At 75.4% G+C, this 14017-nt stretch carries 11 protein-coding genes; 4 read left to right on the top strand and 7 right to left on the bottom strand.

The window, feature by feature from the left end:
* The first annotated feature begins 178 nt into the window (after positions 1–178).
* Complete coding sequence (locus ACI8AD_RS17395; protein ID WP_456871775.1) at positions 179–1141, top strand: anti-sigma factor RsbA family regulatory protein; 963 nt, start codon at positions 179–181, stop codon at positions 1139–1141.
* A 96-nt stretch (positions 1142–1237) separates the two neighbouring features.
* Positions 1238–1666: an ATP-binding protein gene (locus ACI8AD_RS17400; RefSeq protein ID WP_456871776.1), complete on the top strand. Its 429-nt coding sequence runs from the start codon at positions 1238–1240 to the stop codon at positions 1664–1666.
* 111 nt (positions 1667–1777) lie between these two features.
* On the opposite strand, the gene ACI8AD_RS17405 is transcribed toward ACI8AD_RS17400, so the two are convergent.
* From ACI8AD_RS17405 to ACI8AD_RS17430, 6 genes are all read right to left on the bottom strand, one after another.
* Positions 1778–3361, bottom strand: a complete 1584-nt coding sequence (locus tag ACI8AD_RS17405; protein ID WP_456871777.1) for a M28 family peptidase — start codon at positions 3359–3361, stop codon at positions 1778–1780.
* A gap of 149 nt (positions 3362–3510) precedes the next feature.
* Positions 3511–3939, bottom strand: a complete 429-nt coding sequence (locus tag ACI8AD_RS17410; RefSeq protein WP_456871778.1) for an ester cyclase — start codon at positions 3937–3939, stop codon at positions 3511–3513.
* 47 nt (positions 3940–3986) lie between these two features.
* Positions 3987–5606 (bottom strand): thiol reductant ABC exporter subunit CydC, encoded by a 1620-nt coding sequence (gene cydC, locus ACI8AD_RS17415; protein ID WP_456871779.1) that lies wholly within the window; start codon positions 5604–5606, stop codon positions 3987–3989.
* Positions 5603–7261, bottom strand: a complete 1659-nt coding sequence (gene cydD, locus ACI8AD_RS17420; protein ID WP_456871780.1) for a thiol reductant ABC exporter subunit CydD — start codon at positions 7259–7261, stop codon at positions 5603–5605. Before cydD ends, cydC begins: the two co-directional genes overlap by 4 nt.
* Complete coding sequence (gene cydB, locus ACI8AD_RS17425; RefSeq protein ID WP_456871781.1) at positions 7261–8295, bottom strand: cytochrome d ubiquinol oxidase subunit II; 1035 nt, start codon at positions 8293–8295, stop codon at positions 7261–7263. Before cydB ends, cydD begins: the two co-directional genes overlap by 1 nt.
* 2 nt (positions 8296–8297) lie before the next feature.
* Positions 8298–9722, bottom strand: coding sequence for a cytochrome ubiquinol oxidase subunit I (locus ACI8AD_RS17430; RefSeq protein ID WP_456871782.1), 1425 nt, complete (start codon positions 9720–9722; stop codon positions 8298–8300).
* A 190-nt stretch (positions 9723–9912) separates the two neighbouring features.
* Here ACI8AD_RS17430 and ACI8AD_RS17435 point away from each other — a divergent pair, with 190 nt between their 5' ends.
* Together ACI8AD_RS17435 and ACI8AD_RS17440 are read left to right on the top strand one after the other, a co-directional pair.
* Complete coding sequence (locus tag ACI8AD_RS17435) at positions 9913–10908, top strand: ATP-binding cassette domain-containing protein (RefSeq protein WP_456871783.1); 996 nt, start codon at positions 9913–9915, stop codon at positions 10906–10908.
* Entirely contained in the window at positions 10905–11747 is an 843-nt protein-coding gene (locus tag ACI8AD_RS17440; RefSeq protein ID WP_456871784.1) for an ABC transporter permease, read from the top strand. The genes ACI8AD_RS17435 and ACI8AD_RS17440 overlap by 4 nt, the downstream gene beginning before the upstream one ends.
* A 22-nt stretch (positions 11748–11769) precedes the next feature.
* On the opposite strand, the gene ftsH is transcribed toward ACI8AD_RS17440, so the two are convergent.
* Positions 11770–13860 (bottom strand): ATP-dependent zinc metalloprotease FtsH, encoded by a 2091-nt coding sequence (ftsH, locus tag ACI8AD_RS17445; protein ID WP_456871785.1) that lies wholly within the window; start codon positions 13858–13860, stop codon positions 11770–11772.
* Positions 13861–14017 lie beyond the last annotated feature (157 nt).

Consider the following 14017-nt stretch of genomic DNA (forward strand, 5'->3'; position numbering starts at 1 on the left):
CGCTGTCAGGCCCCTGCGACCCGGGGACCGGGCGCCGGTCCCCCGCCTGCTGCGGACGACCGGGTACCGTTCTGGATCGCGCTCGTGCCGGGCACCCGAGGGGGCGGGGACCGCGTCGGCGACGGCCGGGCGCGTGCTCTCCAGAGGTCGACCGTTCGGGAGTCTCCAGGTGTCTGCGGTGTGCACGGGCGGAGGACCGGGATCCGCCGTCGGCTACGTGCACGACGCGCTGCTCTACGACGACCCGGGCCGGCTCGTCGACGTCGTCGTGCCCTTCCTGCGCGAGGGGCTGGCCGCCGGTGAGGCCGCGGTCCTGGCCACCGGCCCCCGCACCGCCGGCGTCGTCCGGGACGCCCTCGACGACGACCCGCGGCTGCTGGTCGTCGACCGGTCCGAGGCCTACCGGGGGCGGACCCCGGCCGCCATCACCGGTTTCCGCCGCCTGGCCGACCGGCACGCAGCCGCGGGCGTCCCCCGGGTGCGGGTCGTCGGCGAGACCGACTTCGGCACCACCGAGCAGGAGCGCTACGAGTGGCAGCGCTACGAGGCGGTGGTCAACGTCGCGCTCGCCGACCGGCCGCTGTGGGGCCTGTGCGTCTTCGACACCCGGCGGCTGCCCGAGCCGGTGCTCGAGTCGGCCCGCCGCACCCACCCGCACCTGGTGACCCCGGGGCGCCGGGTGGCCAACCCCGGCTACGTCGACCCGGCGGTCTTCCTGCGCGACCTGCCCGCGCCGCCCGAACCGCTCGAGCGGGGCACGCCGCGGCTGACCGCCCGGGACGTCACCGACTTCATCGGGCTGCGGCACGCCGTCGCCGCGGTGCTGGCCGCCCTGCCGGGCTCGCGCGACGCCGTCGAGGACCTCCTGCTCGCCGTCGACGAGATGACCTCCAACGCGGTCCGGCACGGCCGGCCGCCCGTCGACCTGGAGCTGTGGGCCGGCGCCGGGCGGGTGGCCTGCCGCATCACCGACCGCGGTCCCGGTCCCGCGGACCCCTTCGCCGGGTACGGGCCCGCCCACGGCGAGGACCTCTCCCGCGGCGGCATGGGGCTGTGGCTGGCCCGGCAGCTGTGCGACCACGTGCACGTCGACCGCACCGCCGAGGGCACGTCGGTGCGGCTGGTGACCCGGCTGGAGTGACCACCGGGGGCCCGACCCGCCCGGCGGGCGGGTCGCCGGTTCGGCAGGGCCACGGCGGGGAACTGGAAGCAGAACAGCCCCGACCGGAACGAGCACATGCAGCCGGACTCCTGGCCGCGACGGCCCCCTCCCGAGACCACGGGACCTCCCTACGAGTACGAGATCACCCGTGCGGCGCAGCTGCGGGCGGTGCGCGCCGGGCTGCGGTCCTGGCTGCCGCAGGTCCTCGACGGGGCCGACGAGGACGGCGTCCTCGAGTCGCTGCTGCTCGCCGTCGACGAGCTGGCGTCCAACGGGCTGCGGCACGGCGCCGGCTCGGTGTGCGTCCGCGCCGCGCCGACCTCGGCCGGCCTGCTGCTCGACGTGAGCGACGACGACCCCGACCACGGCCCGCAGCCGGCGATCGACCGCGACCCCGCGCTCGGGGGGATGGGGCTGCACGTGGTCGCCCGGCTCACCGGCGAGCGGGGCTGGACCGTCGCGGGCCGCCGCAAGCACGTGTGGGCCTGCCTGCACACCCGCTGAGCCCCGTCCCCGCCGGGGCACCCGCCGCACGACGAGGCCCCCGGCGGGACCGCTGCGGGTCGCGCCGGGGGCCTGCGCCGTGCGTAGCGGTGGACCGGCGGAGGGACGCCGTCAGGCGGCGGCGTCGGCCCCGTGGTCGTGCCGGCCGGCGTCCGCGCTGTTGCCCGCACCGTGCGAGCGACCGGGCGCCCGCGGCACGTCGTTCACCGTCGAGGTGTCGTAGGCGAAGGTGATGATCGCCGTCGCGAGGGCGTCGGAGTTCTGGTCGAGGGCGTCGACGTTGACGTTGCCCACCAGCGTGTAGTCCTCGGCCAGGGCCGCGTACAGGGCGGCGTCCTGTCCCTCACCGGTCAGGTTGTCGCACTCCGAGTGGTAGCACGGGTCCAGCGACGCGCCGGCCACGCCGCCGAAGACGGCGGCCTCCGCGGCGGTCTTGGGGACCTCCGCGCCGGTGAACAGGCCGCCCGAGGGGATGCCCACGGCGATGAACGGCCCGTAGTCCGACCGGCCGGAGAACTCCGAGTCGACGTAGGGCAGGCCGCGCGAGGCGTAGAAGCCCTCGAAGACGTCCTCGATCTCCGCCGAGCCCTCGGGGATGAAGCCGGGAGCCGCGGTGCCGCCGGAGTTGTCGCCGTCGTAGATGCCGGTCGTGTAGTTCGGCGAGGCGATCATGTCGAAGTTCAGGTACAGCCCGATGTCGGCGATCTCGTCGTCGCTGAGCTGCCCGACGTAGTGCTCCGACCCGAGCAGGCCCTCCTCCTCGGCGCCCCACCAGGCGAACCGGACGGCGTTGTTGGGCTTGACCTTCTGCATCTGGATCGCGGTCTCCAGCAGCGCCGCGCTGCCCGAGCCGTTGTCGTTGATGCCCGCGCCCTCCTGCACCGAGTCCAGGTGCGCGCCGGCCATCACGACGTTGTCGGTGTTGCCGGTGCGGGTCTGGGCGATGACGTTGTAGGTGGTGCGCTCCTCGGCCGCGTAGTCGACGGTGACGGTCACGGTGGCGCCGGGGGTGGCCGCGAGGTCGGTGCCGGCCTCGATGGTGGCGAAGACCGCGGGGATGGTGAGGCCGGGGGCGGCGCCGATCATGTTGATCAGGCCGGTGGTGTTGTTCCAGATGACCACGCCGCCGGCCCCGGCGGCCTGGGCGTTGAGCGCCTTGGTGGCGAACGGGCACCCGCCGCGCTGGATGAGCGCGATGGAGCCCGCGGCGAAGCCGGCGAAGTCGGTCGCCTCGCAGCCGGGGGTCGCCCCGCCGGGCTCGACGGGGACCAGGGTGCCGGTCGCGGTGCCCTCGGGGCTGCCGGTGTCGAAGGTGTTGCGCAGGAAGTCGGTGCCCTCGACGAAGGTGCGCGGCGACGGCGAGGTCCGCACCAGCTGCGAGTTCTCCTCGGCGTAGGTGAACGTGAAGGGCTGGACCTCGGGGGTGTACCCGGCCGCGCGCAGCTGGTCGACGACGTAGGCGACGCTGTCGTCGTAGCCGGCCCGGCCCGCGGCGCGGTCGCCGCCGTTGGCGTCCGCGATGGCCTGCAGGGCCTCGAGGTGGTCGAGCACCCCCTCGGCGGTGACGGCCTTGGTCAGCTTGGCGGCTGTGTTGTTGTTCGGGACGGCGGCTGCCGAGGACATGCCGAGCACCGTGGTCACGCCGAGCGCGGTCACGGTGGCGAGTCCTCCGGCCACCATGCGGGAACGGGTCATCCGGGAGGTTCCTCCTTCGTCGTCGAAGCCGGCCGCGGTCAGCGCCGCGGCGCGGTGAGGCAGGCGGAACCTAGAGGTGCAGGTCACAGTGGGGGAAGCCCCCGGCGGCGAGTCCGGCCGGGGCGCCCGGCGTGTCGCCGGGTCCGGGGTCAGCCGGCCGGAGCCAGGTGGACCGCGCCGACGGCGGCGAGCGCACCGAGTTCGTCGGCGACCATGAACACCTCGCCGATGCGGCCCCCGCGCAGGGTGAGCACGTCGATCACCCGCAGCTCCAGGTGCCCGCCGGTCGCCGCGACCGGCCCCGCCGCGGTGTGGAGCGTGCCCACGTGCCGCCCGCGCATCCGGAAGGCCACCGCGACCCGGTCGCCGTCCTCGACGACGGACACGACCTCCCGCTCGGCGTCGGCGAAGGTCGCCTGCACCGCCCGGGCCCGGGCGGCGAGGTCGGCGGCGGTCAGCGTGGCCCCGTTGACGGTGACCGGGTCGGTGTAGACGGCGCGGAAGGCCTCCTCCGCGGCCGGCCCGTCGGGGAACGGGTCGGTCCACAGGCGCAGCAGCCGGTCGACGTCGAACGCCATCCCGCCATGGTGGTCCGCGGTCGCGGCCGGCACCAGGGGGGAGCCGGTCAGGCCGGCGCGTCGAGGCGGACGACCTGCCAGCGGCCGTCGAGGGCGCCGGGGTCGTGCGTCACGAGCAGCACGGTGCGCCGGTCGCGGGCGAGGAGGTCGAGGACCCGCCCGGTGAGCGCGGGGTCGAGGTGGGCGGTGGGCTCGTCGAGGAACAGCACGTCGGCGCGGGAGAGCAGCGCCCGCGCCAGCCCGACCCGGGCCCGCTCGCCGGCCGAGAGGCGCTCGCCGCCCTCCCCCACCCAGCCGTCGAGGCCCGGGGTCGCCGCCACGCCGTCGAGGCCGACGCCGGCGAGCACGGCGCGCAGCTCGTCGTCGGTCGCGTCGTGCCGGCCCAGGCGCAGGTTGGCGGCCAGGGTGGCGCCGAGCACCTGCGGGGCCTGCGCGCTCCAGGCCAGGCGGGACCGGACGGCGTCGAGCGGCAGCCGGCGCAGGTCGGTGCCGCCGAGGGTGACCCGGCCGGCGTCGGGGTCGCGGGCGCGCAGGGCGAGGGCGAGCACGGTGCTCTTGCCGGCTCCGCTGCCGCCGGTGAGGGCCACCTTGGCGCCGTCGGGGACGGCGAGGTCGAGCCCGCGCAGCGCGGGGCGCACCGCGCCGGGGTGGGTGAGCGTGACGCCCTCGAACCGCAGCGCGGAGCCCGCGGGCAGCGGCAGCGGCTCGGCGGGGTCGGTGACCGCCGGGCGCGCGGTGGCCAGGTCGTGCACCCGCCCGGCGGCCGCGCGGATCCCGCCGGCGGCGCTCCAGGCCGCGCCCACGCCGCCGACGGCCTCGAAGGCCCCGAGGACGCCGAGGGCGCAGCCGGCCAGCAGCAGCGGACCGGTCCGGCCCGCGGCGACGTCGGTGCCGACCAGCCACAGCGCCGCGACCAGGCCCAGGCCCGGCACGCCCTCCCGGCAGAGCGTGGTGACCGCGGTCAGCCGGGCCGCGGCCCGCTGCGCCTCCTCCTGCCGGTCGAGGTGCGCCCCGAGCGCGCGCAGCGCCGTGGCGCCGCCGTCACCGCTGAGGTGGTCGGGCAGGCCGCGCACCAGGTCGAGGGTGTCGGCGGCGACGTCGGCGTCGGCGCGGGCGGCGGCCACCGCCGCCCGCCGCCCGGCCCGCGCGGCGGCCGCGGGGACGGCGACGCCCAGCACGGCCAGCAGCGCGCCGAGGACGGCGGCCGTGGCCGGGGAGACCAGGGCGGTGAGGCCCACCGCGACCCCGCCGGCGAGGAGCGCGACCCCGGAGGGGGCCACCAGCCGGACGACGACGCCCTGCAGCTCGTCGACGTCGGTGCGCACCCGCGACAGCAGCTGCCCGCCGCGGGCGCCGGTGAGCGCGGCCGGGGCGAGCGGGACCAGCCGCTCCAGCACCCGGGCGCGCACCCGGGTGACCGCCCGCAGCGTGACGTCGTGGGTGAGCAGCCGCTCGGTGTAGCGCAGCGCGGCCCGCGACAGGCCGAACAGGCGGACCCCGGTGATCAGCGGCATGAGGACCAGCAGGGTCGAGGGCCGCTGCGCCGCGCCGGTGATCAGCGCCCCGGAGACGGCCAGCAGCGCCGCGCCGCACAGCACGGTGAGCGCGCCGAGGACGACGGCGAGCGCGGTCCGCGGCCCGTGCAGCAGCGCCAGCGTCTCCCTCACCGCGGCACCGCCGGCGCCCGCAGCCGCCCGTCCTGCAGGCTCACCACCCGCTCGTGCAGCGCCAGCGGCGCCGCCCGGTGGGTGACGGTGAGGACGGTGCGCCCGCGTGCGAGGTCGTCGAGGGCGGCGAGCACCTCCGCCTCGGTGGCGGCGTCGAGCTGGCCGGTCGGCTCGTCGAGCACCAGGAGGGGGGCGTCCTTGACGAACGCGCGGGCCAGCGCCAGCCGCACCCGCTCGCCGCCGGACAGCCGCGCGGCGTCCTCGCCCAGCGGCGTGGCGGTGCCCTGCGGCAGCCGGCGGACCAGGTCGAGCAGGCCGGCGCGGGCCAGCGCCTGCTCGACCTCGGCGTCGGTGGCGCCCGGGCGGCCCAGCCGCACGTTGTCGGCGACGGTGCCCGGCGCGAGGAACGGCCGCTCGGGCACGTAGGCCACCCGCGCCCGCCAGCCGTCGGGGTCCAGGTCGCCCAGCGGGACGCCGTCGACGAGCACGGCGCCGGCGTCGGGGGCGGCGAAGCCCAGCAGCAGCCGGACGGCGGTGGTCTTGCCCGCGCCGCTGGGCCCGACCAGCGCGGTCCGCGACAGCGGCGGCAGGTCGAGGTCGACGCCGTCGAAGGCGGCCCGCTCGCCGTACCGCACGGTGACGCCGCGCAGCTCGACGTGCGGGACGCCGGCGGGCACCGGGCGGCCGCCGCGGGCCGGCTGCGGGGTGTCGAGCAGGGCGAACACCCGCTCGGCGGCCGGGCGGCCCTCCAGGCTCGCGTGCCGGTCGGCGCCCAGGGCGCGCAGCGGCGCGAAGAACTCCGGGGTGAGCAGCAGCACCAGCAGCGCCCGCTCGAGCTCCAGCCCGCCCTGGAACAGCCGCACGCCCACGGTGACGGCCACCAGCGCGGTGCACAGCACGGCGCCGAGCTCGAGGACGAACCCGGAGAGGAAGGCGGTGCGCAGCACCCGCATCGTGGTGCGGCGGTGGGCCTCGCTGACCCCGGTCAGCCAGCGGGCGCTGCCGCGGGCCCGGCCGTAGGCAACCAGGGTGGGCAGCACCCGCAGGGTGTCGACCAGCACCGCGCCGAGCTGGGCGAGGGTCTCCCAGGAGGCGCGGGCCGAGCGCGCGGCGAGCGTGCCGGTCAGCCACAGGAAGACCAGCACCAGCGGCCCGGTCAGCAGCAGCAGGCCGCCGCTGGCCGGGTCGAGGACCAGCACGGTGAGGGCGACCAGCGGGGGGACGACGGCCGCCGTCGCCGCGCCGGGCAGGTAGCGGCCCAGGACGCCGTCGAGCCTCCCGACGCCCTCGGTGACCGTGGTGACCAGCTCGCCGGCGCGCTCCCCGGCCGCGTGCCCGGGACCGAGGGACACCAGCGTCCGGAGCAGGGCCTCCCGCAGCTCGCGGCGCACCCGCGCGGAGGTGCGCGCGGCGGCGCGGTCGCGCAGGCCGAGCAGGCCCGCGCGCAGCGCCCAGGCGGCCAGCACCCCGGCGAGGGCGCCCGACAGCGCCGACGGCGTCGCCGCGCCGGTGACCACCGCGCTGACGACGGCGGCGACCAGCGCCCACTGCACCACCAGCAGCGCCCACACCAGCACGCCGAGCAGGCCGCACAGCACGACCAGCCGGCGCGCGGCGGGCAGCGCCAGCAGGCGGCCCGTCGGTCCCCGGTCCATCAGTAGCCGTGGCTGAGCGCGCCCTCGTCGGGACGCACCCGTTCCCGGAAGACATAGTAGTTCCAGATCTGGTAGCCGATGATCAGCGGCAGGAAGACCGCGCCCACCCAGGTCATGAGCACCAGCGTGTAGTGCTGGGCGGCGGACTCCTGCAGCGTCAGCCCGTACTCCGCGCGCAGGGTGGAGGGCAGCACCTCGCCGCGGGTGAACAGCGCGATGAACACGGTGACGGTGGCGAACAGGACGGTCAGGCCGCTCATCGTGAACGCCAGGGTGTCACGGCGGCGCACCAGCGCCAGCCAGATGCTGGCCAGGGTGAGGAAGGCGGCGATCGGGAACGCCCACGGCACGACGCCGAAGTCCTCGAACAGGTCCTCGGTCACGTACCCCATGACGACGAAGGCCACGATCGCCACGGTGGCCAGCGCCCCCCAGCGCAGCGCCGCCTTCCGGGCACGCCGGTACAGCACGGTGTCGGTGTGCAGCCGCAGCAGCAGGAAGTTCGCGCCGTGCAGCACGAACAGCAGCAGCGTGGTGAGGCCGCCGACGACGGAGAACGGCGTGAACATCACGGCGAAGCCGCCCTCGACGCGGCCGTCGGCATCGACCGGCAGGCCCTCGATGAGCTTGGCCATGATCACGCCCCACAGGAACGACGGCACGACGCTGCCGCCGAAGGACATCCAGTCCCAGAGCGCGCGCCACCGCTCGCTGTCGACCTGGTTGCGGTACTCGAAGGAGACCCCCCGCAGCAGCAGCGCCAGCAGGATGAGCACGAACAGCGGGTACATGCCGCTGAACACCGCGCCGTACCAGACCGGGAAGGTGGAGAACATCAGCCCGGCGGCGGCGATCACCCAGACCTCGTTGCCGTCCCAGAACGGGCCGATGGTGCCGGTGAGCGCGCGCTCCTCGGCCTCGGTGCGAGCCAGCGTCGGGCGCAGCACGTCCACGCCGAAGTCGAAGCCCTCCAGGAAGAAGTAGAGGGTGAACGTCAGCGCGATCAGCCAGAACCACAGCGTGACGAGGTCCACCGTCAGTCCCTCTTCTCGTACCCCTGGAACCCGGCGCCCTCGTAGTCGGGCGCGGGCGCGGCGACCAGCTGGGCCTCGGGCTTGCGGTGGATGCCGGCCCGCGCGGTCACGGTGAGCAGGTAGACGTCGAGGCCGATGAGGGCGAGGTAGACCGCCCACAGGCCGATCAGGCCGGCGAGGACCTCCCCGGCGGTGTTCGCGCTCACCCCCTCGGTCACGGTGAGCTCGCCGTAGACCATGAACGGCTGGCGGCCCATCTCGGTGACGATCCAGCCGGTGAAGTTGGCGATCCAGGGCAGCGGGATGAACAGCACCAGCGCCCGCAGGTACCAGCGGGTGGTGTCCAGCCCGCGCTTGCGCCGCCACCACAGGAACAGCCCGAGGAACGCCGTGGCCAGCAGCAGCGACCCGATGGCGACCATGATCCGGAACGACCAGTACACCCAGGCCACCGGCGGGATGTAGTCGCCCTCGCCGTAGCGCTCCTGGTACTCCTCGTTGAGCGGGTTGAGACCCTCGTAGCGGCCCTCGAGGCTGTTGTAGGCCAGGATCGAGCCGACGTAGGGGATCTCCAGGCTGAAGGTGTTCTCCCGGTTCTCCTGGTCGATGACCGCCACCAGCGACCACGGCGCCGGCGAGTCCGAGGTCTCCCACTGTGCCTCCATCGCCGCGAACTTCATCGGCTGGTCCTCGCGGGACACCTGCGCGGCGGTGTGCCCGCTGACGACGGAGAACAGGGTGCCGATGGCGGCGAAGACCAGCCCGATGCGCAGCGACCGGGAGAACACGTCGGAGTCCTGCCGCTTCAGCAGGTGGTACGCGCTGACGCCGAGGACCAGGAAGCCGGCGACGACCCAGGCGCTGCCCTGCACGTGGGCGAAGTACAGCCAGGCCTTGTAGTTGAGGACGACGGCGGTGAAGTCGGTGAGCCGGGCCTGCCCGTCGACCACCTCGTAGCCGACCGGGTGGTGCATCCAGGCGTTGGCCAGCACGATCCAGAACGCGCTGATCTGTGTGCCGATCGCCACCAGCCAGATGCTGCCCAGCCGCATCCACGGCCGGAGCCGGTCCTTGCCGAACCACCACAGCCCGATGAACGTGCTCTCGAGGAAGAACGCCATGAGCACCTCGAGGGCCAGCGGGACCCCGAAGATGTTGCCGACGAAGGAGGAGAACCGGCTCCAGTTCATCCCGAACTGGAACTCCTGCACGATGCCGGTCACGACGCCGACGGCGAAGTTGATGAGGAACAGGTGACCGAAGAAGTTGGTCATCTTCCCGTACACCTCGCGCCGGTCCGACCGGCGGTAGGCGATCGTCTCCATCACCGCGATGAGGAACGCCAGGCCGACGGTCAGCGACACGAAGAAGAAGTGGAAGATGCTGGTCGAGGCGAACTGGAAACGGGAGAGATCGACCACGTCCACGGGGCACCACCTCGGTCCGGGGCCCGGCCGGAGGAGGGAGCGCGGGGGGTCACGCCAGGGGGAGCCGGCCGTCCGGGCACGACCATTGCACGCAACCGGCTGGGGTGCAGCACGGGTCGCTGACCGGCGCCGACCGGCGCGGGCGGAAAAGCGTTGCCCTCACGTGCACTGCAGGTCGCATGCTGACGGCGTGAACGGCTCCCCCGCGGTCGAGGCGATCGACCTGGCCAAGCACTTCGGCGACCACCGCGCCGTCGACGGCGTCAGCTTCGTCGTCCCCACCGGCACCGTCCTCGGCCTGCTCGGCCCCAACGGCGCGGGCAAGACCACGCTGGTGCGGATGCTGACCACCCTGAGCGTGCCCACCAGCGGCACCGGCCGGGTGGCCGGGTTCGACGTGGTCGCCGAGCCCCAGGCGGTCCGCCGCAGCATCGGCCTGACCGGCCAGGCGGCGACGGTCGACGAGATCCTCACCGGCCGGGAGAACCTGCGGCTGATCGGCAGCCTCTACGGCCTGTCCCGCGGCTACGTGCGGCGGGCGTCGGAGGAGCTGCTGGAGCGCTTCGACCTCGCCGCGGCCGCCGACCGCCCGGCGAAGTCCTACTCGGGGGGCATGCGCCGCCGGCTCGACCTCGCCGTCAGCCTGCTCGCCGCGCCGCCGATCCTGTTCCTCGACGAGCCCACCACCGGCCTGGACCCGCAGAGCCGGTCGGGGCTGTGGGAGGTGCTCCGGGAGCTGGTGCAGGAGGGCACCACGCTGGTGCTCACCACCCAGTACCTGGAGGAGGCCGACCACCTCGCCGACGAGATCGTCGTCGTCGACCGAGGCCGGGTCATCGCCGCCGGCACCCCGACCCAGCTCAAGGACCAGGCGGGGCAGGCCAGCGTCGTGGTCACCCTGACCTCCGCGGCCGACCTGGACGCGGCCGCCGCGCTGCTGCGCGACCACTCCCCCGAGGTGCACGTCGAGGCGGGCAGCCGCCGGCTGACGGCGCAGGCCGGCGGGCTGGGCGACATGACCCGCATCGCCACCGTCTTCGAGCACAGCGGGATCGAGCTCGACGACCTGGGGCTGGCCCGGCCCAGCCTCGACGACGTCTTCCTGCACCTGACCGGGCACCGCGCCGAGTCGGCCGGCGCCGAGCAGACCGCCACCGGGACCCCGACCGAGGGAGCCGCGCCGTGACCGCCACCCAGTCCCCGCCCCGGGCCGCGACCCGGCCGCAGATCGACCCGCCGTCGCTGCTGCGGGCGTCGGCCACGATCGTCTGGCGCAACCTGATCCACATCCGGCGGATGCCGGAGATGCTGCTCGACGTCACCGTGCAGTCGGTGATGTTCGTGCTGCTGTTCGCCTACGTCTTCGGCGGCGCGATCGCGGTGGCGGGCTCGAACTACCGGGAGTTCCTGCTGCCCGGGATCATGGTGCAGACGATGGTCTTCTCCTCCGCCATCGTGGCGATGGGGCTGACCAACGACCTGCAGAAGGGGTTCGTCGACCGCTTCAAGTCGCTGCCGGTGCCGCGGCCGGCGGTGCTCGTCGGGCGGAGCATGTCCAGCCTGATCCACTCCAGCATCGGCGTCGCGGTCATGGCGGTGACCGGGCTGCTCATCGGCTGGCGGATCCGCGACGGCGTCGTCGACGGCGTCCTGGGGTTCGGCCTGCTGCTGCTGTTCGGCTTCGCGATGATCTGGCTCGGCATCTGGGTCGGCTCGCTGATGCGGACCGTGGAGGCCGTGCAGGGGTTCATGTTCACCGTCATGTTCCCGCTGACGTTCGTGGCCAACACCTTCGCCCCGACGGAGAGCATGCCCGCGTGGCTGCGCACCATCGCCGAGTGGAACCCCGTCTCGGCGCTCACCCAGGCCTGCCGGGACCTGTGGGGCAACGGGCTGCCGGCACCGGCCGACGCCGCCTGGCCGCTGCAGCACGCCGTCCCGGTGTCCATCGCCTGGTCGCTGCTGCTCACCGCGGTGTTCGCGCCGCTGGCGGTGTCGGCGTTCCGCCGCCGCTCCCGGGACTGACCGGGGCGCGCCGGCCCGCCGCTCAGCGGGCCGGCGCGGCGGCGACGTCCGGTGGCGGGCCCGGCGCGCGGGGCGCGGGCGGCGCCTCGCCCCGGGCCGCCGCCGCGGTCGTCTCCGGGGTGGTCGCCCGGGGAAGGCCCGCGGCGGCGTAGGCCTCGTCGGCCTCCAGCGTCTCCCGCTCGAGGAGGACGTGCGCGAGCCGGTCGAGGCGCTCGCGGTGGCCGCGCAGGGTGGCCAGCGCCTCGGCGTAGCACTCCTCGACCAGCCGGCGGACCTCGACGTCGACGAGTTCCCGGGTCGCCGGGGCGACGCCGTCGAGGCCGAAGGGCTGCTCGCCGGAGGCCGGCAGCACCGCGACCGGGCCGACCGCGGCGGACATGCCCCACCGGCCGACCATCTGGCGGGCGATGCGGGTGACCTGCTCGAGGTCGTTCTCCGCGCCGGTGGTGACGTCGCCGTAGACGACCTCCTCGGCGGCCCGCCCGCCGAGTGCGCCGACGATCCGGCCGCGCAGGTACTGCGCCGAGTAGCCGTACCGGTCGCCCTCCGGCGTCTGCACGGTCACCCCGAGCGCCTGCCCCCGCGGGATGATCGTCACCCGGCGCACCGGGTCGGCCCCCGGCGTGAGCATGCCGAGCAGCGCGTGCCCGGACTCGTGGTAGGCGGTGCTGAGCTTCTCCTCCGGGGAGAGCACGATGCCGCGCACGGTGCCGAGGACGGTCTTCTCCAGCGCGTCGCCGAGGTCGGCGGCGGTGACCTTGTCGCGGCGGTGCTTGGCGGCCAGCAGCGCGGCCTCGTTGACGAGGTTGGCCAGGTCGGCGCCCACCATGCCCGGCGTCGCGGCGGCCACCGCCGCGAGGTCGACGTCGGGGTCCAGCGGCACCCCGCGGGTGTGCACCCGCAGGATCGCCAGCCGCCCGGCGCGGTCGGGGGCGCCGACGGTCACCCGCCGGTCGAAGCGGCCCGGCCGCAGCAGGGCGGGGTCGAGGATCTCGGGGCGGTTGGTGGCGGCCAGCACGACGACGCCCTCGTTGCCCTGGAAGCCGTCCATCTCGGTGAGGACCTGGTTGAGCGTCTGCTCGCGCTCGTCGACGCCGCCGGTGACGCCCGCGCCGCCGCGCGCCCGGCCGATGGCGTCGAGCTCGTCGATGAACACGATCGCCGGGGCCACCTTCTTGGCCTGGGTGAACAGGTCGCGCACCCGGCTGGCGCCGACCCCCACGATCGCCTCGATGAACTCCGAGGCCGAGATGGAGAAGAACGGCACCCCCGCCTCCCCGGCCACGGCGCGGGCGAGCAGCGTCTTGCCGGTGCCGGGCGGGCCGGACAGCAGCACGCCGCGCGGGATGCGGGCCCCGAGGCGGCTGTAGCGGCCGGGGTCGCGCAGGAAGTCGACGATCTCGCTGACCTCGTGCTCGACCTCGTCGATGCCGGCGACGTCGGCGAACGTCGTCCGCCGGCCGGTGTCGGGCCGGTAGAGGGTCGCCCGGGACCGGCCGAAGCCGCCGAGCGCTCCGGCCGCGCCCGAGGCCGCGCGGCGCCGCAGGAACCACAGCAGCAGCCCGACCAGCAGCAGCGTCGGGCCGAAGCCAACGACCACCTGCACCCACAGCGGCGGCCCGGCGTCGGGGGGACGCGCGTCGACGGTGACGTTCTGCGCCTCCAGCGCCGACAGCAGGTCGTCGGTGGCGAAGGAGGGTCGCTGCGTGGTGAAGCGCTCCGCCGAGTCCTCCGGTCCGGGCGGGTCGACGGCGTCCTCGAAGCGGCCGTCGATGGTCTCGTCGGTCGAGGTCACCGAGGCGACGTTCCCGGCGCTGACCTGGGCGGTGAAGAAGGTGTAGGGGACCTCGGCCCGCGGCGCCGGTCCCATCACCACCGCGGCGACGATCCAGTTGACGACCAGCGCGGCGAGCACCAGCCACCAGAAGCCGCCCCACCGCGGCCGCTGCCCCTCGGTCCTGCCCGGTTGCTCGGGCATGCCCTCGACGCGCCAGGGCGCCGGGCGGTGCGGGGTGGCGTCGTCGCGCCCGCGCAGCCGGGCCCAGGGTCCGCGCCGCCGCCCGCCGTCGTCCTGCGGGGCGACCGGCTCCCCCGGCGTGGTGGCACTGGCCATCGGGGTCCTCCCGGGGTGTCCGGCGCAGCCTCGTCCGCCGCGGCTGCGCACCACCGTCGTGCCCCGGCGGGGCCCGTCGCGCCAGGGAGTGCCCCTGGCCCGTGCCCTGGCGGCGCCGCCCGGCCGGCGAGATGCGGCCCAGCGCGGTCACCGCTGC

It is taken from the genome of Geodermatophilus sp. SYSU D00766 (assembly GCF_054049915.1).

Bases quoted from the DNA above. Each gene is read 5' to 3' on its own strand.
- ACI8AD_RS17400 (WP_456871776.1), top strand. From the start codon at position 1,238: ATGCAGCCGGACTCCTGGCCGCGACGGCCCCCTCCCGAGACCACGGGA.
- ACI8AD_RS17405 (WP_456871777.1), bottom strand. From the start codon at position 3,361: ATGACCCGTTCCCGCATGGTGGCCGGAGGACTCGCCACCGTGACCGCG.
- ACI8AD_RS17410 (WP_456871778.1), bottom strand. From the start codon at position 3,939: ATGGCGTTCGACGTCGACCGGCTGCTGCGCCTGTGGACCGACCCGTTC.
- cydD (WP_456871780.1), bottom strand. From the start codon at position 7,261: ATGGACCGGGGACCGACGGGCCGCCTGCTGGCGCTGCCCGCCGCGCGC.
- ftsH (WP_456871785.1), bottom strand. From the start codon at position 13,860: ATGGCCAGTGCCACCACGCCGGGGGAGCCGGTCGCCCCGCAGGACGAC.